General features: G+C 72.3%; 18 protein-coding genes and 1 pseudogene. 11 read left to right on the forward strand and 8 right to left on the reverse strand.

Translation table 11 applies throughout. The features are described from left to right. Positions 1-18: 18 nt before the first annotated feature. Both ACTWPW_RS02380 and ACTWPW_RS02385 read right to left on the reverse strand, forming a co-directional pair. Complete coding sequence (locus ACTWPW_RS02380; protein WP_043632079.1) at positions 19-255, reverse strand: DUF397 domain-containing protein; 237 nt, start codon at positions 253-255, stop codon at positions 19-21. Beyond that, a complete protein-coding gene (locus ACTWPW_RS02385) occupies positions 256-1,077 on the reverse strand; it encodes a helix-turn-helix domain-containing protein (RefSeq protein WP_168010388.1) in 822 nt (273 codons plus the stop codon). 223 nt (positions 1,078-1,300) lie between these two features. Here ACTWPW_RS02385 and ACTWPW_RS02390 point away from each other — a divergent pair, with 223 nt between their 5' ends. Both ACTWPW_RS02390 and ACTWPW_RS02395 read left to right on the forward strand, forming a co-directional pair. Then, positions 1,301-1,804 carry an ATP-binding protein gene (locus ACTWPW_RS02390; RefSeq protein ID WP_375108998.1) on the forward strand — a complete coding sequence of 168 codons (504 nt, stop codon included), beginning with the start codon at positions 1,301-1,303 and terminating at the stop codon, positions 1,802-1,804. A 78-nt stretch (positions 1,805-1,882) separates the two neighbouring features. Then, positions 1,883-4,303, forward strand: a complete 2,421-nt coding sequence (locus ACTWPW_RS02395; RefSeq protein WP_375108997.1) for a helicase-associated domain-containing protein — start codon at positions 1,883-1,885, stop codon at positions 4,301-4,303. A 9-nt stretch (positions 4,304-4,312) separates the two neighbouring features. Here the strand turns inward: ACTWPW_RS02395 and ACTWPW_RS02400 are convergent, their stop codons facing one another. Beyond that, positions 4,313-5,329 carry an ABC transporter substrate-binding protein gene (locus tag ACTWPW_RS02400; protein WP_443167825.1) on the reverse strand — a complete coding sequence of 339 codons (1,017 nt, stop codon included), beginning with the start codon at positions 5,327-5,329 and terminating at the stop codon, positions 4,313-4,315. Between the two features lie 104 nt (positions 5,330-5,433). Here ACTWPW_RS02400 and ACTWPW_RS02405 point away from each other — a divergent pair, with 104 nt between their 5' ends. From ACTWPW_RS02405 to ACTWPW_RS02415, 3 genes are read left to right on the forward strand one after another with little or no spacing between them, the layout of a single operon-like run. Then, positions 5,434-6,495, forward strand: a complete 1,062-nt coding sequence (locus ACTWPW_RS02405; protein ID WP_443167834.1) for a FecCD family ABC transporter permease — start codon at positions 5,434-5,436, stop codon at positions 6,493-6,495. Next, on the forward strand, positions 6,492-7,499 hold the full coding sequence (locus ACTWPW_RS02410; protein ID WP_443167826.1) for a FecCD family ABC transporter permease: 1,008 nt from the start codon (positions 6,492-6,494) through the stop codon (positions 7,497-7,499). Before ACTWPW_RS02405 ends, ACTWPW_RS02410 begins: the two co-directional genes overlap by 4 nt. Further along, a complete protein-coding gene (locus ACTWPW_RS02415) occupies positions 7,499-8,305 on the forward strand; it encodes an ABC transporter ATP-binding protein (RefSeq protein ID WP_375108994.1) in 807 nt (268 codons plus the stop codon). Before ACTWPW_RS02410 ends, ACTWPW_RS02415 begins: the two co-directional genes overlap by 1 nt. 15 nt (positions 8,306-8,320) lie before the next feature. Here ACTWPW_RS02415 and ACTWPW_RS02420 read toward each other — a convergent pair whose 3' ends face one another. Further along, positions 8,321-8,929 (reverse strand): TetR/AcrR family transcriptional regulator, encoded by a 609-nt coding sequence (locus ACTWPW_RS02420; RefSeq protein ID WP_443167827.1) that lies wholly within the window; start codon positions 8,927-8,929, stop codon positions 8,321-8,323. 125 nt (positions 8,930-9,054) lie between these two features. Here ACTWPW_RS02420 and ACTWPW_RS02425 point away from each other — a divergent pair, with 125 nt between their 5' ends. Beyond that, positions 9,055-10,347, forward strand: coding sequence for an FAD-dependent oxidoreductase (locus tag ACTWPW_RS02425; RefSeq protein ID WP_443167828.1), 1,293 nt, complete (start codon positions 9,055-9,057; stop codon positions 10,345-10,347). Here the strand turns inward: ACTWPW_RS02425 and ACTWPW_RS02430 are convergent. Further along, positions 10,298-11,554: an ArgE/DapE family deacylase gene (locus tag ACTWPW_RS02430; protein ID WP_375108991.1), complete on the reverse strand. Its 1,257-nt coding sequence runs from the start codon at positions 11,552-11,554 to the stop codon at positions 10,298-10,300. The two genes, ACTWPW_RS02425 and ACTWPW_RS02430, sit on opposite strands and share 50 nt — an antisense overlap. 63 nt (positions 11,555-11,617) lie before the next feature. Here ACTWPW_RS02430 and ACTWPW_RS02435 point away from each other — a divergent pair, with 63 nt between their 5' ends. Further along, the gene (locus tag ACTWPW_RS02435; protein ID WP_375108990.1) at positions 11,618-12,541 is read left to right on the forward strand and encodes an endonuclease/exonuclease/phosphatase family protein; all 924 of its coding nucleotides are present in this window, start codon (positions 11,618-11,620) and stop codon (positions 12,539-12,541) included. 45 nt (positions 12,542-12,586) lie between these two features. Here ACTWPW_RS02435 and ACTWPW_RS02440 read toward each other — a convergent pair whose 3' ends face one another. Further along, positions 12,587-13,171, reverse strand: a complete 585-nt coding sequence (locus tag ACTWPW_RS02440; RefSeq protein WP_364113768.1) for a DUF1349 domain-containing protein — start codon at positions 13,169-13,171, stop codon at positions 12,587-12,589. An 85-nt stretch (positions 13,172-13,256) separates the two neighbouring features. On the opposite strand from ACTWPW_RS02440, the gene ACTWPW_RS02445 reads away from it, so the two are divergent. Beyond that, positions 13,257-13,577 (forward strand): GroES family chaperonin, encoded by a 321-nt coding sequence (locus ACTWPW_RS02445; RefSeq protein ID WP_043632105.1) that lies wholly within the window; start codon positions 13,257-13,259, stop codon positions 13,575-13,577. Here ACTWPW_RS02445 and ACTWPW_RS02450 read toward each other — a convergent pair. Together ACTWPW_RS02450 and ACTWPW_RS02455 are read right to left on the reverse strand one after the other, a co-directional pair. Next, the gene (locus ACTWPW_RS02450; RefSeq protein ID WP_443167829.1) at positions 13,572-14,519 is read right to left on the reverse strand and encodes a hypothetical protein; all 948 of its coding nucleotides are present in this window, start codon (positions 14,517-14,519) and stop codon (positions 13,572-13,574) included. The two genes, ACTWPW_RS02445 and ACTWPW_RS02450, sit on opposite strands and share 6 nt — an antisense overlap. A 76-nt stretch (positions 14,520-14,595) precedes the next feature. Beyond that, positions 14,596-15,051 (reverse strand): TIGR02611 family protein, encoded by a 456-nt coding sequence (locus ACTWPW_RS02455; RefSeq protein WP_375108987.1) that lies wholly within the window; start codon positions 15,049-15,051, stop codon positions 14,596-14,598. 149 nt (positions 15,052-15,200) lie between these two features. Here ACTWPW_RS02455 and ACTWPW_RS02460 point away from each other — a divergent pair, with 149 nt between their 5' ends. The 3 genes and pseudogenes from ACTWPW_RS02460 to ACTWPW_RS02470 form a co-directional block, all read left to right on the forward strand. After that, on the forward strand, positions 15,201-16,109 hold the full coding sequence (locus tag ACTWPW_RS02460; protein ID WP_443167830.1) for a phosphotriesterase family protein: 909 nt from the start codon (positions 15,201-15,203) through the stop codon (positions 16,107-16,109). Positions 16,110-16,166: 57 nt separating this feature from the next. Continuing rightward, complete coding sequence (locus tag ACTWPW_RS02465; protein ID WP_375108985.1) at positions 16,167-16,556, forward strand: PPOX class F420-dependent oxidoreductase; 390 nt, start codon at positions 16,167-16,169, stop codon at positions 16,554-16,556. A 44-nt stretch (positions 16,557-16,600) separates the two neighbouring features. Then, positions 16,601-17,107: pseudogene (locus ACTWPW_RS02470) on the forward strand (hypothetical protein); the annotation flags it as partial.

Genomic DNA, 17,107 nt, shown 5'->3' on the forward strand with positions numbered 1-17,107 from the left:
CCGGAGGTAAACACGCTGTTAAACGAGCAGGCCGTCGAACTCTCCGTCCTTCACCCCGAGCACCAGGGCCCGGATCTCGTCGCGGGTATAGATGAGGGCAGGGCCGTCGGGGAAACGCGAGTTGCGCACCGCGATGCCCCCGTCGGGAAGCTCCGCGAGCTCGACGCAGTTGCCCTGCGAGTTGCTGTAGCGGCTCTTGCGCCAGGCGACCTGCGTCAGGTCCGCCGCGGGCATGCCGTTGTAGGTCTGGTTCATCTACATCTTTCTGAGAAGACCGCCGATGAGCTCGACGGTGCCCCCTGGCGTGGTGCTCTCCACGCACAACTGCTCCATCGCCGTGAGGTACGGATCGATGTCCTCACGTTTGTCCAGGTACAGGGCACCCCAGAGCTGCTCGACGTAGACAACGTCCGACAAATCGGACTCGGGAAACCGCAAGATGCTGAAAGCGCCCCCTTCGGCGGCGTGCTTGCCGAACCTGAAGGGCATCACCTGGATGGTGATGTTGGGAAGAGCGGCGACTTCCAGCAGATGCTGGAGCTGCTCGGACATGACCTCCCGCCCGCCGATGGTCCGCTTGAGCGCCGCCTCGTCGATGACGGCCCACAGCCGGGGTCCATCCTTCTGGGTGAAGCGCTCCTGACGCTGCATGCGCATATGCACGCGGCGCTCGATTCTCTCCGGACTCGCATCGGGGTTGCCAAGCTGAAAGACCGAACGCGCATACGAGGCCGTCTGCAGCAGGCCGGGCACGAACTGCACCTCGTAGGTCCTGATCACGCTGGCGGCCTCCTCCAGGCCGATGTACGTGGTGAACCAAGACGGCAGTTCGGCCGAGTATTTGTGCCACCACCCGGGGGTGTTGGCCTCGCGAACCATCTCCAGCAGGGCACGGCGCTCGGCATCGTCGACGACGCCGTACAGGGTGAGCAGGTCTTCCACGTCACGTGTCTTGAAGCCGACGCGGCCGAGCTCCATGCGGCTGATCTTGGACTCGGACGCCCGGATGTGAAATCCGGCCTGTGCCCGGTCGAGGCCGCTGGCCTCGCGGAGGCGCCTGAGGCTCGCCCCCAGCATGATGCGCCGAACGGTCGAACCGGAACCGGGCGGATCAATGGACACGTGCTTGCTCCTTGGTCGTTTCCTTGCCACACAGTCTGTCACTTCACGGCCGAAAGATCATGGGCCGCGGACAAGATCCCCTTTCCCCCATATTGACCATTTGAGGGCAACCGTAGCGCTTGCACGAGTTGTCTGCACGTGCATTCGCTCTTGCAACTGCACGAGAGTTTCCCGCAGAATGATCTACGTGCAATCCACCACGGCACACGGCCAGTGGACCACGTTCGATTGGTGGCCCCCAGTCGGCTGGTGGCCGGAGGCGGCCGGTGATCTGCTGGTCCCCGGCCCGTCCGCGAGCGCCACGTTCGTGCTCCCACCCGCCGCGTCCTCCGTCCATTCGGCCCGCAGCTTCACCGCCGGCGCCCTGTCGGGCTGGGGCCTCGGCGAGCTGACCGAGAACATGGAGCTGGTGGTCTCCGAGCTGGCCACCAACGCCCTGCGCCACGGCCTGTGCCTGGACGACCCGCGCCGCGAGCGCGCGGTCCACATGTCCCTCGTCCGGCGGGGACCACTGGTCACCAGCGCCTTCACCGATCCCGGCTCCTCGGTGCCGGTGCTGCGATACCCTGGCCCCCTCGACACCGGCGGCCTCGGACTCCACATCGTCGAATCGCTCAGCCTCCGCTGGGGATGGTCCGCACTCGCACCCCACGGAAAGATCGTCTGGGCAGTCCTCTCCTGACCGGGGGTGATCTGCATTACCGTGGATGGTCATGGCTCACGGTGAGTCCCGCGCGCGACCCCATGAGAGTGCTGACAGATGGAAGATCACCTGCTCGGCTGGCTGCGAACACTAGACGAGGACCGGCTCGGCCGCATCCTGGCCAACCGGCCCGACGCCATCGCCGCGCCCTGGCCCAGGCGGCTGGACACTCTGGCCCAGCGGCTCGGCAACGGCTTCGCCGTGATGGAGACGCTGCGCGGCCTGCCGCTGCCCTGCCTGCAGCTCGCCGAGACCACCCTGGCCATGACCCGCCCCACCGCCGAGACGCTGGCGCGCTTCGTCAGCATGGAGCCGGAAGACGTCACCCCCTGGCTGGAGCACCTCTACGACCACGCGCTGGCCTGGCCGGACGACGACGGGGTGATCCACCTCGCCGAGGGCGTCACGCGCTGGTGGGCCGCGCCGCTCGGCCTGGGCGAGCCGCTGGAGCACTACCTCAACTCCTGGTCCATCAGCAACGACGCGCTGCACTCGCTCGCCCGCGCCCTGGGGCTGCCCGCGCACGGCAACAAGCGCCGGACGATCGCCCGCGTCATCGAGTCGCTCAGCGACCTCGAGCGGATCAGGGCGCTGATGCGCAACGCCCCTGACGGCACCGTGCCGCTGCTCGACCGGTTCGCGTGGGAGGGCCCCGCTCTCGACGTCGACGGCGGGAGGTTCGTCAGCCCGGGCACGCCGGAGAAGTGGTGCGCCGACCACGGCCTGCTCTTCCGGCCGAGCTGGCACGTCGCGGAGATCCCCCGCGAGGTGGCGATCTGCCTGCGCGGCCCCGGCTACCACCCGGCCTACCGCCCGGTGGCGCCCGAGGTGGCCGCGATCCCGGTCGACCCCGAGGAGGTCGACCACCTGATGACGCTGGCCGCGCCGCACGTGGTCGAGCGCTGCGCGGCCCTGCTCGACAACGCCTCCAAGACCCCGCTGCCGCTGCTCAAGACCGGCGGCGTGGGCGTGCGCGAGGTCCGCAGGGTGGCCAAGGAGACCGGCTGCGACGAGGACGAGACGCGGCTGCTGCTCGAGGTGTGCACGGTGGCCCGGCTGCTGGCCTGGGACGAGCCGTCCGGCGGCATGATCCCCACCGAGCGGTTCGACCGCTGGCGGCTCGACGAGGGCTCGGCCCGGCTGCGGGTGCTGCTGGCGGCGTGGTGGCGGATGGAGCGCTCCTCGCTGCGCAAGGTCGACGGCAAATACGGCACCGTGCTCGGCGACGACCCGGCCGGCAGCGCGATCGCCCAGGTGCGCAGGGCCGTCATCTCCGCACTGGCCCACCTGCCGTCCGGCACGGCCTTCGCCGACCGCGACAGCCTGATGAACAACGTCCACTGGCACGCGCCGCTGATCGACCAGCCGCTGCTGCGCGAGTGCGCGCCCGCGGTGCTCGACGAGGCCAGGCTGCTCGGGCTGCTGGCCAACAACGCGCTCACCGACCTCGGCCGGGCGCTGGCCGGGCTGACCGCCAAGGCGGGAGACGAGAACGACGACGCCGTCCCCATGGTCGAGCACGACCCGGTGCTGGCCGAGGCGGCCACCCGGGCGCTGGCCAGCGTGCGCAGGAGCGCGCTGTTCGGGCCCGACCTGACCGCGGTCGTCACGGGGCCGCCGTCGGCGGAGCTGGCGGCGCTGCTCGACCGGACCGCCGAGCGCGAGTCGCGGGGCGCGGCCTCGGTGTGGCGTTTCACCACCGAGAGCGTGCGGCGGGCGCTCGACCACGGCTACGAGGCCGATGACCTGCTCGACGAGCTGGCCGGGGTGGGCACCATCCCGCAGCCGCTCGAATACCTGGTCCGCGACACCGCCCGCAGGCACGGCGAGGTGACGGTCACCACGGTGGGGTGCGTCGTGCAGGCCGCCGACCCGGCCCTGCTGGCCGAGATCGCCGCCCACCGGCGGCTGGGCCGGCTGGGCCTGCGGCTGCTGGCCCCCACGGTGCTGGTGAGCACGGCCCCGGCCGATCGCACGCTGGCCGCGCTGCGCGACGTCGGCTACTCCCCCGTGCCGGTCGCCGACACCGGCGAGATCACCATCCACCGGGCCAGGCCCGAGGAGCCCGCCAACGGCAAGCTCATCCTGCTGCCGGGCGGGCAGGTGGCCGAGCTGTCGGAGTTCCCCGGCATCGAGGAGCTGGAGGCGGCCCCCTACATGTTCGCCGAACCGGCCCCCGACCCCTACGAGCACGCCCGCCGCCTGCTGTCCGCCGGCCGGCCGGACGACGAGAAGAGCGGCCGCACGTGGGCGATCATCGGCAGGATGGCGACCCGGCTGCCGACCGCGCAGCAGTCGCTGCTCGGGTTCGTCGTCGACCGGGGCGTGCGGGCCGGCATCACGCTGACCGACGGGCTGACCGCCACGATCAGCCACGGCGAGCTCAAGGGCGGCGCGCTGGACGCCTGGTGCGAGGAGGCAGGCGACTACCTGGAGTTCCCCCTCGCCGAGATCGTCGAGGTGCGCGGGGCCTACTGAAAGGGCCCCTTACGTGAGCGGCTGGGCCTTCTTCAGGTTGGCCACCAGGCCCTCGAGGAAGCCGGCGTAACCCTGATAGCTGTAGGGCGCCTCGGCGTTCCACGGGTAGAGCTGGCCGGCCTTGACCGCGGGGAGCTTGGCGAAGGTGGGCTTCTTCATCATCTCCTCGGGCTTGAGCGCCTGGGTGCGGGTGTCGTAGAGGATCACGTCGGCGTCGTACTCGTCGGCGTTCTCCCAGCTCAGCGTCTGGAAGAAGCCGCCCTCGTCGACCTTGGCGGGCGTGACGACGTCGAGACCGGCGTCCTTGAGGTGCACGATGTCCGGGTACTCCGGCGGGTTGACCACCCAGAGCGCGTCCGCGCCGCCCGAGACCATGAGGATCTTGAGGTCCTTGAACTGGGCGAGCTCCTTGGTGGCCGCCTCCATGCGGGCCTTGGCCTCGGGCACGCCCTCCATGCTCGCGCCGAGGGACTTGGCCAGCTCCTCGTACCTGCCGATCACCTGCGTGGCGCTCTTGCCGGTGAGCATGACGCCCACGGTGGGGGCGACCTGCTCGATGGTGTCCTTGGACTTCTCGGGCACGTACCAGAGGGTGCCCTTGATGTACATGCTGCTGACCAGGAGGTCGGGCTGGAGCGCGATGTACTGCTCGACGTTGAACTCGTCCCACACGTTGCCCAGGCCCGTGACCTTGGTGATGTCCACGTTGCCGACCTGCGGGTCCTTGCTGCCGTCCTTGAGCTTGTGCGGGCCGAACACGCCGATCGGGCGCACGCCGAAGTCCCACAGGGCGGCCGCCGCGCCCACCTGGGCGACGACCCGGGAGGGCACCTTGGGCTGCTCGAGCTTCTTGTCGCGGTCATCGGTGAACGTCCAGCTCTGCGCGGCCGGGGCCGCCGCCGAGCCCGAGCCGGCGGGGGCGGCGCCCGTGCCGCCGTCGCCGCCGCACGCCGCCAGTGTCAGGGCCGCCGCGAGTCCTGCCGCGCCCGCCAGGAAGCCCCTGCGAGCCAGTACCGGTCCCGACATGCACATCTCCTAAGGTTAGGCTTGCCTTCTTGCAAGACCATTAGATTAGCCTTGCCTAAGTTTGACTTGCTACGAGAGGGGGTCGGGTGCGCCCGGCTGAGGAGATGGCGGTGACCGCCACCGGTCCGGGGGCCACGCCCGGGGAGGGCGGTGAGCGCAAGGCGAAGGGGCGCCCGTCCGTGCTGGTCGCCGGCCTGGTCGTCACGCTCGGGGTGCTCGGGCTCGTCGCGATGGCCAGCGTGGCGCTCGGCGCGCGCTCGGTGTCGTTCTCCACGGTGATCGACGCCTTCCTGGCCCCGGACGGCTCCAACGACCACACGGTCATCCGTGAGCTGCGGGTCCCGCGTACGCTGCTCGGCCTCGGCGTGGGCGCCACGCTGGGGCTGGCCGGCGCGCTCATGCAGAGCCTGACCCGCAACCCGCTGGCCGACCCCGGGCTGCTGGGCATCAACGAGGGCGCCGCACTGGGCGTCACGCTCGCGCTCGGCGTGTTCGGGCTCACCGACCCCACGGTGTACGTGTGGTTCGCCTTCGGCGGGGCCGCGCTGGCCTCCGCCGCCGTCTACGCGCTGGCCTCCGCCGGCCGCTCGGGCTCCAGCCCCGTACGCCTGGCGCTGGCCGGGGTGGCGTTCGGCATGGTGTGCACCGCGGTGGCCTCGGCCATCCTGCGCATGGACACCCAGACCTTCGACCGGATGCGGTTCTGGCTGACCGGCTCGCTGGCCGGGCAGACGGAGGACACGGTGGTGCGGCTGGCGCCGTTCATGGTGGCCGGGCTGGTGCTCGGCCTGCTGCTGGCCAGGCCGCTCAACATGCTCGCGCTCGGCGACGACGCGGGCAAGGCGCTGGGCGTGGCGGTGAACCGGACCAGGATCCTGACCGGCGTGGCCGTCACGCTGCTCTGCGGCGCGGCCACGGCCGCCGCCGGGCCGCTGTGGTTCGTCGGGCTGATCGTGCCGCACGCCGTGCGCGCGCTGGTGGGGCCCGACCAGCGGTGGGTGCTGCCGTACTCGGCGCTGGCCGCGCCGGTGCTGCTGCTGGGGGCCGACGTGGTGGGCCGGCTCATCGCCCGGCCGGGCGAGGTTCAGGTGGGAATCGTGTGGGCGGTGGTCGGCGCGCCGATCTTCATCATGCTGGCCCGGCGGAAGCGGGTGGCGGCGCTGTGAACGTCCGCGTCGGAACCTGGTCCGTACGGCTCGCGCCCCGCGCCCTGCTCGTCACCGCGATCCTGCTCGTGGTCGGGTTCGGGGTCACCGTGGCGGCGCTGTCCACGGGCGAGTTCACCGTCCCCGTGCCCGACATCATCGCCGCGCTCTTCGGCCAGGGCACCCCGGTCGCCGAGCTCATCGTCGCCAAGCTCCGCGCCCCCCGGGTGGTGACGGGGCTGCTGGTCGGGGCCGCGTTCGGGGTGAGCGGCGCCATCTTCCAGAGCCTCACCAGGAATCCCCTGGGCAGCCCCGACTTCATCGGCTTCACCGCCGGCGCCTCCACGGGCGGCATCCTCGCCGTCGTCGCGGGCGGCTCCGCCGCGATGGTCGCCGGCGGCGCGCTGGCCGGGTGCGTGGTGACGGCCGCGCTGGTCTACGCGCTGGCCTACCGGGGCGGCGTGCAGGGCTACCGGATGGTCCTGGTCGGCATCGGGGCCAACGCGCTGCTGCTGGCGCTCAACTCGTACATCCTGACCCGGGCCAACATCAACGACGCGGCCACCGCCGGGGCCTGGCTCACCGGCAGCCTGAGCGGGCGCGGGTGGGACCACGCGATGCCCGTCGCGCTGGCGCTGGTCGTGCTGCTGCCGCTGTGCGCGTACATCTCCCGGCCGATGCGCATGATCGAGATGGGCGACGACTCGGCCAGGGCCATGGGCATCAGGGTCGAGGTCGTGCGCGCGATGGCCATCACGGCCGGCGTGCTGCTGTCCGGGGTGGCCACCGCCGCCGCCGGGCCCGTCGTCTTCGTCGCGCTGGCCGCGCCACAGCTCGCCCGGCGGCTCACCCGCTCCCCCGGGGTCACCCTGGGCGCCTCCGCGCTCATGGGCGCCGTGCTGCTGACCGCCGCCGACCTGGCCGCGCAGCGGATCCTCGCCCCCACCCAGCTTCCCGTCGGAGTGCTGACCGCCGCCATCGGCGGCACGTACCTCGTCCTGCTCCTGCGAAAGGACCGCCACTGATGGCCTCCTCCCGCCTCTCCGGCACCGAGCTCACCCTCGCCTACGACCAGCGGGTCGTGGCCACCGACCTGAGCGTGGCGATCCCGGACGAGTCCTTCACCGTGATCATCGGTCCGAACGCCTGCGGGAAGTCGACCCTGCTGCGGGCGCTGGCCAGGATGCTCAAGCCGAGGACGGGCGCCGTGCACCTGGACGGCAGCGTGATCACGTCGCTGCCGTCGAAGGAGGTCGCGCGGCGGCTCGGGCTGCTGCCGCAGAGCTCGATCGTGCCCGACGGGATCACCGTGGCCGACCTGGTGGCCCGTGGCCGCTACCCGCACCAGCGGCTCATGCGGCAGTGGTCGAAGGCCGACGAGGCGGCGGTGTCCGAGGCCATGCGCGCCACCGACGTCTCGGAGCTGGCCGACCGGATCGTGGACGAGCTGTCGGGCGGGCAGCGGCAGCGGGTGTGGCTGGCCATGGCGCTGGCGCAGGAGACGCCGATCCTGCTGCTGGACGAGCCGACCACGTTCCTGGACATCTCCCACCAGATCGAGGTGCTCGACCTCTGCGCCGACCTGCACGAGGCCGGGCGGACCATGGTGGCCGTGCTGCACGACCTCAACCAGGCCTGCCGGTACGCCACCCACCTGATCGTGATGCGGGGCGGCGAGATCGTGGCCGAGGGCGACCCGACCGAGGTCGTCACGCCCGAGCTGGTCCACCAGGTTTTCGACCTGCGGTGCGAGATCATCCAGGACCCGCAGTCGGGCACCCCGCTCATCGTCCCCGAGGCGCGGCGCCGGGTGCCCGCCACCTCCTCCTGACCCTTCCGGAAGAGCTCAAGAGGCCAGGGCGGTGGCCACCGTGAGGACGGCCCGGATCGCGCGGTCCGGGCCGTAGTCGTCCTTGAGCATCGCCGCGACCTCCGCGCCCATGGCGGCCAGCAGCACGTGGGACAGCAGGTCGGCGTCGCTCCCGGGCCCCGCGGGCCGGGCCTCGGCCAGCAGGATCGCCGCGTGCCGGTGCCAGAACCAGTAGGCCCCGATGCGGTAGCGCGCCCCCGGGCTGGCCGTCTCCGACATGCGCACCAGGTCGAGGTGGGCGAACAGGTAGTCCAGGTACGCGGCCACGAACGCGGCCAGCCGCTCCCGCGCGGGAGCCCCGGGGCCGAGGGGCGGCGGGCCGGACAGGATGCGCTGCTGCAGGTCGCGCTCGCGGGAGTCCAGCAGCGCCACCGCCAGCCCCGACTTGTCGCCGAACCGCCGGAAGAGCGTCCCCTTGCCCACGCCGGCCTCCGCCGCGACGGCGTCCATCGAGACCGCGTCCACGCCCTTCTCCGCGAACAGGCGGGCGGCCGCGGCCAGCACCTTCTCCCTGTTGCGCGCCGCGTCCGCGCGCTCCTGGACGGGGCGGCTCATGAGCAGTTCCAGCGACGTTTCCCGCACCATCCGGACTCTAGTCAATGCGCAGTGCCGAAGACGCTCCGGGAACGTGCCAAAGGACGTGGAGGCCCGGCCGTCCACGGGAGACCCTCTGCCGAATGCTCAGAACACCTTTTTCAGGGGGAATCGAAATGGACCATGCCGTCGTCATCGGCGCGAGCATGTCGGGGTTGCTGTCCGCGGCGGCGCTGCACCGCCTGTTCGCCAGGGTCACGGTGCTCGACCGCGACGCGCTCCCGGCGGTGGACTCGCACCGCCGGGGCGCCGGGCAGAGCCGTCACGCGCACGGCCTGCTCGCCAAGGGCCGCGAGGTCATGGACGAGCTGCTGCCCGGCATCACGGCCGAACTCGTCGCGCAGGGAGCGCTCAAGGGGGACCTGCAGGAGCAGGCCCGCCACATCCACGCCGGGCACCGGCTGGCCAGGGGACAGAGCGGCCTGACCGGGCTGCTGGTGAGCCGGCCGCTGCTCGAAGGCCAGGTACGGCGCAGGGTGGGCGGGCTGCCGGGGGTGCGGATCCTGTCCGAGCGCGTCGTCACCGGCCTGCTGGCCCAGGAGGGCCGGGTCACGGGGGTGCGGCTCGCCGACGGCGAGCTGATCCCGGCCGATCTCGTCGTGGACGCCGCCGGGCGCGGCTCGCGCACGCCCGCATGGCTGGCCGAGCTGGGCTACCGGCCGCCGCAGGAGGAGCAGGTGCCGATCGACGTGCGCTACGGGACGTACGAGTTCCGCCGCCGCCACGACCACCTCAACGGGGACCTGGTGGTCATCGTCGGCCCCACGCCCGGCGCGCCGCGGGCCGGGGTGGCGCTGGCGCTGGAGGACGACCGCTGGATCGTGACCCTGGTCGGGTACGGCGAGGGCCCGCCGCTCACCCTGGACGGCTTCGCCGCCTACGCCGCCACCCTGCCGGCCCCCGACCTGCACCACCTGGTCAACCTGGCCGAGCCGATCGGGGAGCCGCGCGCGTACCGCACCCCGGCCGCGGTCCGGCGCCGCTACGAGCGGCTGACCCGCTTCCCCGACGGCCTGCTGGTCACCGGGGACGCGGTCTGCGCGTTCAACCCCCTGTACGGCCAGGGCATGACGGTCGCCGCCATGGAGGCCAGGGCGCTGCTCGACCCGGACCTGAACCCCCTGCCGTTCTTCCGGCGGATCGCCGGGATCGTGGACACGCCCTGGGAGATCACGGTCGGCGGCGACCTGCGGATGCCCGGGGTGGAAGGCAACCTGACGCCGAAGATGCGGATGGTGGGCGCCTACCTCGACCGTTTCCACGCGGCCGCCGCGCACGACCCCGAGCTGACGCGGCGCTTCCTGCGGGTGACGAACCTGTACGACCCGCCGCCGGCGCTGATGGCCCCCGCCGCGCTGATCAGAGTGCTGCGCAGCGGCGCACAGCGAGCAGTGCCAGTGCCCGCGTGACCGCGCGCAGCTCGCTCAGCTCGACCTGCTCCCTGGGGGCGTGCGCGAACCGCACGTCCCCGGGGCCGTAGTGCAGCGTCGGGATCCCGCCCGCCGCGTACAGCCGCAGGTCGCTCCCGTACGGCGCCGCCGCCTCGGCCGGCCGCGCGCCCGTCGTGTCCTCGACCGCCCGGCCGACCTGCTCCAGCAGCTCGTGCCCCGCGGGCAGCCGGCCGCTGGCGAACTGCCCGCCCGGCCACGTCACCACCGGCGGGTTGCCGCGCAGCCACGGGTGCGCCACCTCCATGACCGCCTCCTCGAACGCCGCCCGCGCCGCCGCCGGGTCCTCGTCCAGCCGCACCCCGAGCCGCCCCTCGGCGACCAGCAGGTCGGGCACGGTGCTGGCCCAGTCGCCCGCGCGCACGGTCCCGACCTCGATCGGGTACGGCATCGCGTTGCCGCCGAACAGCCCGTGGACGTCGCGGTTGCGCTCGGCCTCCAGGCGCCTGATCGCCTCGAACACCGGCCAGAACACCTCGATCGCGTTGACCCCCTCGTACCGGGTGGCGCCGTGCGCGGCCCGCCCGGCGATCTCCAGCCGGAAGGTCAGCGCCCCCGCGTTGGCGGTGATGACCGCGCCGCTGGTGGGCTCGCTGATGACCGCGGCCTCGGCCGTGTGGCCCCTGGCCAGGGTGGCGAACGCGCCGAGCCCGCCGTCCTCCTCGCTGATCACGCAGTGCACGGCCAGCGGCCTGGCCAGCCTGATGCCCGCCTTGTGGACGGCCCGGGCCACGGCCAGGTTCGCGACCAGACCGGCCTTCATGTCGCACGCGCCCCTTCCGTGCAGCACGTCGCCGGTGATCCGGGCGGCGAACGGGTCGCTCCCCTCCCACTTGGCCAGGTCCCCGGTCGGCACGACGTCCACGTGGCCCTGCAGCGCGAGCGCGGGCGGGCCCTCGCCGCCGGGGGTGACGGCCGCGACGCCGTACCCCTCGGTCCTGGGGGCCTCGGTGCCGGGGAATCCGGGGCGGGCGGTCAGTGCGGGGAGGTCGAGCTTCCAGACGTCCACGTCCATGCCGGCCTCGGTGAGCAGGCGGGCGAGGCGGTGCTGGAGGTCGGACTCGGCGTCGGTGCCGGTGACGCTGGGGACCCGGACGGTCTCGGCCAGCAGGTTCACGGTCTCGGGTTCGTCGATGGCGGTCAGGACCCGGGCTTCCACGTCGTGCATGGTGCACACCTTCTCATGAACTCGAATCGGGACTTGTGGCGATACAGGGGCGTGCGTACATGGATGAGCTGGATCGTGGTGGTGCCCTTCGCCCTGTGGGCGGTGGTGCGGCTGAGCGGGTTCGAGCCGGACTGGCCGTGGGTGCCGTTGGTGGCGTACACGCCGTACGCGGTGTGTGCGGCCGGGCTCGGGCTGGTGCTGGCCTGCGCGCTGCGGCGGTGGGCGGCGGGCACGGTCGCGCTGGTGTCGGTGCTGGCGATGGTGCCGGCCGTGCTGCCCCGCGCGCTCACCGACGGCAACCCCGACGCGAAGGGGCCGGAGCTGCGGGTGCTCGCGGCCAACCTGATGGTCGGCCAGGCGGACACCGACCAGCTGATGGCGCTGGTCACCAGGCTGAAGCCGGACGTGCTGACGCTGCAGGAGTTCACCCCGGGCTCCATGCGGCGGCTGGAGGAGGCGGGGCTGCGCCGCGCTCTGGCCCACGCCGTGACCCGGCCGGTGCCCGGCGTGGGCGGGTCCGCCGTGTACGCGCGGCACCCGCTCAAGGACGGCGGGCTGATCAAGCTGGGCTCCTTCGGGCAGGCCAGGGCCTGGCTGACGCATCCGGACGGGGCCCGGATCGAGATCGTGTCGGTGCATCCGTGCGCGCCCAAGCGCACCGGGCGGCAACCGTGCTGGCAGGGCGGGCTGGACGCGCTGCCCCGTGCCGGCGGTGACGCGCTGCGGGTGCTGGCGGGCGACTTCAACGCCACGCTCGACCACCTGCCGATGCGGGACCTGCTGGACTCCGGCTACCGGGACGCGGCCGACGTGATGGGGCTCGGGTTCCGGGCGACCTGGCCGCAGGGGTCGTCGTGGACGCACTCGCCCGGCGTGACGATCGACCACGTGCTGGCTGACTCGCGGATGGCGGTGCTCGGCTTCGAGGTGGCGGCGCTGGCGCGCACCGACCACCGCCCGGTCTTCGCCCGGCTCAGGCTCCCCTGACCAGCTTCGCCCCCGCTCAGGAGTCCCTGACCAGCTTCGCCCGGCTCAGGATTCCCTGGGCGCCTCGCTGATCTGTATGTCGCTGAAGCGGACGGCGAACCCCTTGCCGACGGGCGCGGCCGCCATGGCGCCGGCCAGCGCGGGCCGCCCCGGCGGGAAGTAGGCCAGGCGGAGCATGGTCTCGGGCGGGTCGTCGTCGAGGCCGTAGCGCACGGTCACCGCGTCGCCCGCCCGCTCCAGGCCGAAGGTCACCCGCCGCGCCGAGCGGCCCAGCGGGAGCACCGACCAGTCAGAGAACCCCCTGGTCACGACCGTGCTGAGGTGGAAGCCGCCGTCGACGTACTCGACCCCGGCCTTGATCCAGTCGTCCTGGCCGATCCTCAGCACGGCGCCCGCCTGGTCGTACTGCTCGGCGTAGTCGCCGGAGAAGGTGACCGTCAGGCGCGCGTCGCCGGGGACCGTGCGGCCGAACAGGTGGGCCGTGTCGTAGGAGTAGCCGTAGTGGGTCTCGCGCCACAGATCCGTGCCGGGGTCGCAGAACAGGCTCAGGCCGTCGTCGGCGGCCCATTCGCGCGGTACGTTCAGCCATTCCCAGCCGGTCTCGCCGAAGGCCATGATCATGACGGCCATCCTGCCACGATCGCGCGACAGGTGTAAGCGGCCCGCGTCGCCGTCCTGGAGACCTGCGCGTTCGCCTGCTCGTAAACTTGGGCCTGTGGTAGAGCCCAAGTTCGAGATTCAGATGCTGCACGACCGGGTCATGATCAGGTTGGAGCAGGAGGCCGAGGAGCGGCGCAGCGGCTCCGGGATCGTCATCCCCGCGACGGTCAAGATGGCCAACCGGCTCGCCTGGGGCGAGGTCTGCGGCGTCGGCACGAACGTGCGCTCGGTCAAGGTGGGCGACAAGGTGCTGTTCAACCCCGAGGACCAGTTCGAGGTGGAGGTGCACGCCAAGGTCTATCTGGTGATGCGCGAGCGCGACCTGCACGCGGTGGCCACCCAGGAGACCGACCACGGCACCGGCCTCTACCTATGACGGCGTCACCCGGCTGAAGGAGAGCCACAGGTCCTTGGCCCACGTTCCGGCGGGCAGGTCGGCGAGCACGCGCGTGACCTTGCCCCGCAGGTCGAGGACCGACAGGCGGTAGGCGCCCCGGTGGGCCATGACGGCGACCAGGTGGCTGTCGTCCCACCAGCCGAACAACGCCTCCGGCCGCGCGCTCACCCGCTGGACGATCCTGCCCGTGGCGTGGTCGACCAGGCAGAGCTGCTCCTTGAAGCGCGACGGGCACCAGGTGGCCAGCCATTTGCCCGACGGGGAGAAGGGGTCTTCCGGGCCCGTCGGCAGGCCGGCGCCCGCGTACGTGCGCACGACCGCGCCGTCGGAGGGGCGGTGGACGCGCAGGCCGGTGCCGTACCTGGTGACGAGGTTGCCGTCGGGGCTCCACCAGAAACCCGCGTCCGCGCTCAGGCCGGAGACCCGCACCGTGCGGGCGGTCTTGGCGGCCACGTCCACGACCGTGAAGCCGAGCACCCGCCACTTGCCGCCCACCTTGCGCTCGACGGTGAGCGCGACGCGCTTGGCGTCGCGTGACCACGAGGCGTAGGAGGCGGTCATCGGCCTCTTCACCGTGCGGACGGCGGAGGTGCGGCCGGTGGTGCGGTCGGTGACGAGCAGGGTGTCGTAGCCGGACCGGTACGCGGCGGGCACGCCTGCCGTCAGGCGGTTGCCCGGCGAGACGGACACCTCGGACAGGGTTTTCTCCCAGGCGAAGGCGTTGCCGGTGGCGGCTCTGAGGTAGGTGCGCTTGGTGCCGAGGCCGTAGGAGGCGAGGCGTACCGGATCGCCCGCTTTTTCGCGATATTTCACGCCACCAGTGCCCGGCAGCACCAGATCCGCCCCTACGGGGAGGGGCGCTTGCGCGGGAAGGGGCGCGGCGACGGTCAGGGACAGCGCGACGGCGAGTTGAGCGATCACGCCCGCAGGATAGGCGGGCGGTCCCCGAGATTCCGGGCGCGATAACGACCGGGTCTGGATGGGACCGGAAGGGCCGTCAGACGAAGCGCTGCGCGATCTCGATCACGTCGATGCCGAGCGTGCGCAGGCCGAAGTAGACGATCACGCCGGCGACGGCCACCGTCACGACGAGCACGATGATGCGGACGGTCCAGCCCTGCCGCTTGTACCACTCCGTCCAGGCGTGCAGCGTCTGCTTGCCGAACTCCAGCGCCTTGTGCGCCCAGTGGAACTCCGTGGCCAGCACCGCCAGCCCGGCGAACACGACCAGCCACCCCGGCCCCGGGAACGGCACCATGACCAGCCCGCCCGCCACCATGACGGTCCCGATGACGCCGATCACGATCTTCAGCGTGAGCGCACCGGTGCGGGTGGACCGGATCCCGTCCAGCCAGCCCTGGATGCCGGTGCGGCGCTCGGGCATGCCGGAGTGCCCGGCGGCCTCGTCCTTGATCACGTCGGCATCGCCGGTGTCGGAGTTCTGAATCGCCACAATTCCCCCCGGCAGTCGGTGTGCCACCCAGGATACGGCTCCCGCCGCTGTGCCCACTTGCAGCCGGGTAGCAAATCACCAAACGCCATATTGAGTAAAATTTCCTGTCTGATCAGGACCTTTCCGGCAAACGTCGGTTAATGTCTGGTATGCCCGAGGTTTTGCTCCGCACCGTCACCGGCCCTGTACGCGCGGCCGCCGTCGAGGGTGCCGTCCTTCCCCATGAGCACCTGCGCACCGACATGCGCTGGGCGGTCGGCATCGACTCCGACCCCTACCGCTGGCTCGACGAGGAGACCACCGTCACCGGCGAGCTCCGGGAGCTGCGCCAGTCCGGCGGGCTCGGCCTGGTGGTCGACCTGACGTGCATGGGCATGGGACGTGACGCCGCCGCCCTGGCCCGGATCGCGGCCGGCAGCCGCGTACCGGTGATCGCCTCGACCGGCCTGTTCGCCGAGCCGTTCACGGACGTCGGCGACGAGGGCGTGGACGCGCTCACCTCCCGGCTGATGGAGGAGATCGTCAGCGGCGTGGACGGCACGGGGGTGTTCCCCGGCGTGATCGGCGAGGTCGGGAGCTGGGGCGCCGAGCCCACGGCGCGCGAGGAGCGCTGCCTGGTCGCCGCCGCGCGCGCCTCCCTGCGCTCGCGCCTGCCCGTCGCCACGCACGGCAGGAACGCCCTGGCGCTGCTGGAGATCCTGCTCGGCCAGAACCTGCCGGCCTCCCGCGTGGCCGTCGGCTACGCGGGCACCGACCTGGGCGCGGCCAGGAAGATCGCCGAGGCGGGTGCGTACGTGAGCCTGGGCCTGCTCGGCCTCGGCCCGGACCTGGTGGCCAGGATCGCACTCGGCCTCATCGAGGACGGCCACGCCGACCGCCTGCTGATCAGCACGGGACTGAGCCGGGTGGCGCAGGTGCGCAGGTACGGGGGGCCGGGGTACGCCCACCTGTTCGACGAGCTGCTGCCGCGCCTGAGCGAGGCGGGCGCCGGCGAGGACGTGATCCGCCTGGTCACGCACGACAACCCGCTGCGCTGGCTGACCGGGGGACTCGCCTGACCCGGATCCCGTCCGCGGCTTGACCTCAACCGATGTCAAGGTTGCAGACTGACCGGCATGGTCTTTTCACCAGCGGAAATCGAATATCTGGCCGGACAGCGGCTCGCCCGCCTGGCCACGGTCACGCCCGACGGGCAGGTGCAGAACAACCCCGTGGGCTTCTTCCTGGACGCGGAGGGCGGCACGATCGTCATCGGCGGGCACGCCCTCGGCAAGTCCAAGAAGTTCAGGAACGTCCAGAAGGGCAGCACGGTCGCGCTCGTCGTGGACGACCTCGCCTCGGTCGACCCGTGGGTGGCGCGGGGCATCGAGATCCGGGGCACGGCGCAGGCGCTGACGGACGCGGAGCCGCCCCTGCCGTACTTCTCCCGGGAGATCATCCGGATCAGCCCGAACAAGATCATCTCGTGGGGCCTGGACGGGCCTCGGCAGAGCCGGACGGTGTGAAAGCTCGCTAGGATCGGGGCTACACGAGCCTGGGCGGGTGGGGGATGGCGACCGAGGAGACGCGGAAGGACGGGCGTCCGCGCAGGCCGCTCACCGCGCTGTCGCGGTTGAGCCGGCTGGGCGACGTGCCGGTCGTGTTGATGCTGGCCTGGGCCGGATGGCTGGCCGTCCCGTGGTCCTTCAGCGGCCTCGCCCAGGCCCGCGCGGCCGCCGCGGCGGCCGCCGCCGACACCGAGCCGCCGCACCTCCACTCCCCCGCCGCCGCCACCCGCGACCACCCTCCGGGGGAGGTCGCGCAGGCCGTCCGCGAGGGGTCGTCCGCGCGTCAGGGCGCGGCGAAGACCGCCCGCCACGGGGCCGCCCGGCAGGGCACGGTGGCCGGGGTGGCGCACGGGAGGGCGGCTTGGCGGATCCACTCGGTCCGGCCCGTCCAGGTCAAGGCACCGTGGCCCACGCACGACAACGGCCCGCCCGCCGCCCCGCCCGCCGCCCCCGGCAGCGCAGCTCCACCCGCCACAGCGCCGGTGGCGACCGGGCAGGTTGCCGCCGGG

The organism is Nonomuraea sp. KM90 (assembly GCF_052246675.1).
Classification (GTDB): Bacteria; Actinomycetota; Actinomycetes; order Streptosporangiales; family Streptosporangiaceae; genus Nonomuraea.

Bases quoted from the DNA above. Each gene is read 5' to 3' on its own strand.
- ACTWPW_RS02440 (WP_364113768.1), bottom strand. From the start codon at position 13,171: ATGGCCGTCATGATCATGGCCTTCGGCGAGACCGGCTGGGAATGGCTG.
- ACTWPW_RS02435 (WP_375108990.1), top strand. From the start codon at position 11,618: ATGAGCTGGATCGTGGTGGTGCCCTTCGCCCTGTGGGCGGTGGTGCGG.
- ACTWPW_RS02400 (WP_443167825.1), bottom strand. From the start codon at position 5,329: ATGTCGGGACCGGTACTGGCTCGCAGGGGCTTCCTGGCGGGCGCGGCA.
- ACTWPW_RS02380 (WP_043632079.1), bottom strand. From the start codon at position 255: ATGAACCAGACCTACAACGGCATGCCCGCGGCGGACCTGACGCAGGTC.
- ACTWPW_RS02405 (WP_443167834.1), top strand. From the start codon at position 5,434: ATGGCGGTGACCGCCACCGGTCCGGGGGCCACGCCCGGGGAGGGCGGT.
- ACTWPW_RS02465 (WP_375108985.1), top strand. From the start codon at position 16,167: ATGGTCTTTTCACCAGCGGAAATCGAATATCTGGCCGGACAGCGGCTC.
- ACTWPW_RS02425 (WP_443167828.1), top strand. From the start codon at position 9,055: ATGGACCATGCCGTCGTCATCGGCGCGAGCATGTCGGGGTTGCTGTCC.
- ACTWPW_RS02420 (WP_443167827.1), bottom strand. From the start codon at position 8,929: ATGGTGCGGGAAACGTCGCTGGAACTGCTCATGAGCCGCCCCGTCCAG.
- ACTWPW_RS02395 (WP_375108997.1), top strand. From the start codon at position 1,883: ATGGAAGATCACCTGCTCGGCTGGCTGCGAACACTAGACGAGGACCGG.
- ACTWPW_RS02430 (WP_375108991.1), bottom strand. From the start codon at position 11,554: ATGCACGACGTGGAAGCCCGGGTCCTGACCGCCATCGACGAACCCGAG.
- ACTWPW_RS02390 (WP_375108998.1), top strand. From the start codon at position 1,301: ATGATCTACGTGCAATCCACCACGGCACACGGCCAGTGGACCACGTTC.
- ACTWPW_RS02415 (WP_375108994.1), top strand. From the start codon at position 7,499: ATGGCCTCCTCCCGCCTCTCCGGCACCGAGCTCACCCTCGCCTACGAC.
- ACTWPW_RS02385 (WP_168010388.1), bottom strand. From the start codon at position 1,077: ATGCTGGGGGCGAGCCTCAGGCGCCTCCGCGAGGCCAGCGGCCTCGAC.
- ACTWPW_RS02460 (WP_443167830.1), top strand. From the start codon at position 15,201: ATGCCCGAGGTTTTGCTCCGCACCGTCACCGGCCCTGTACGCGCGGCC.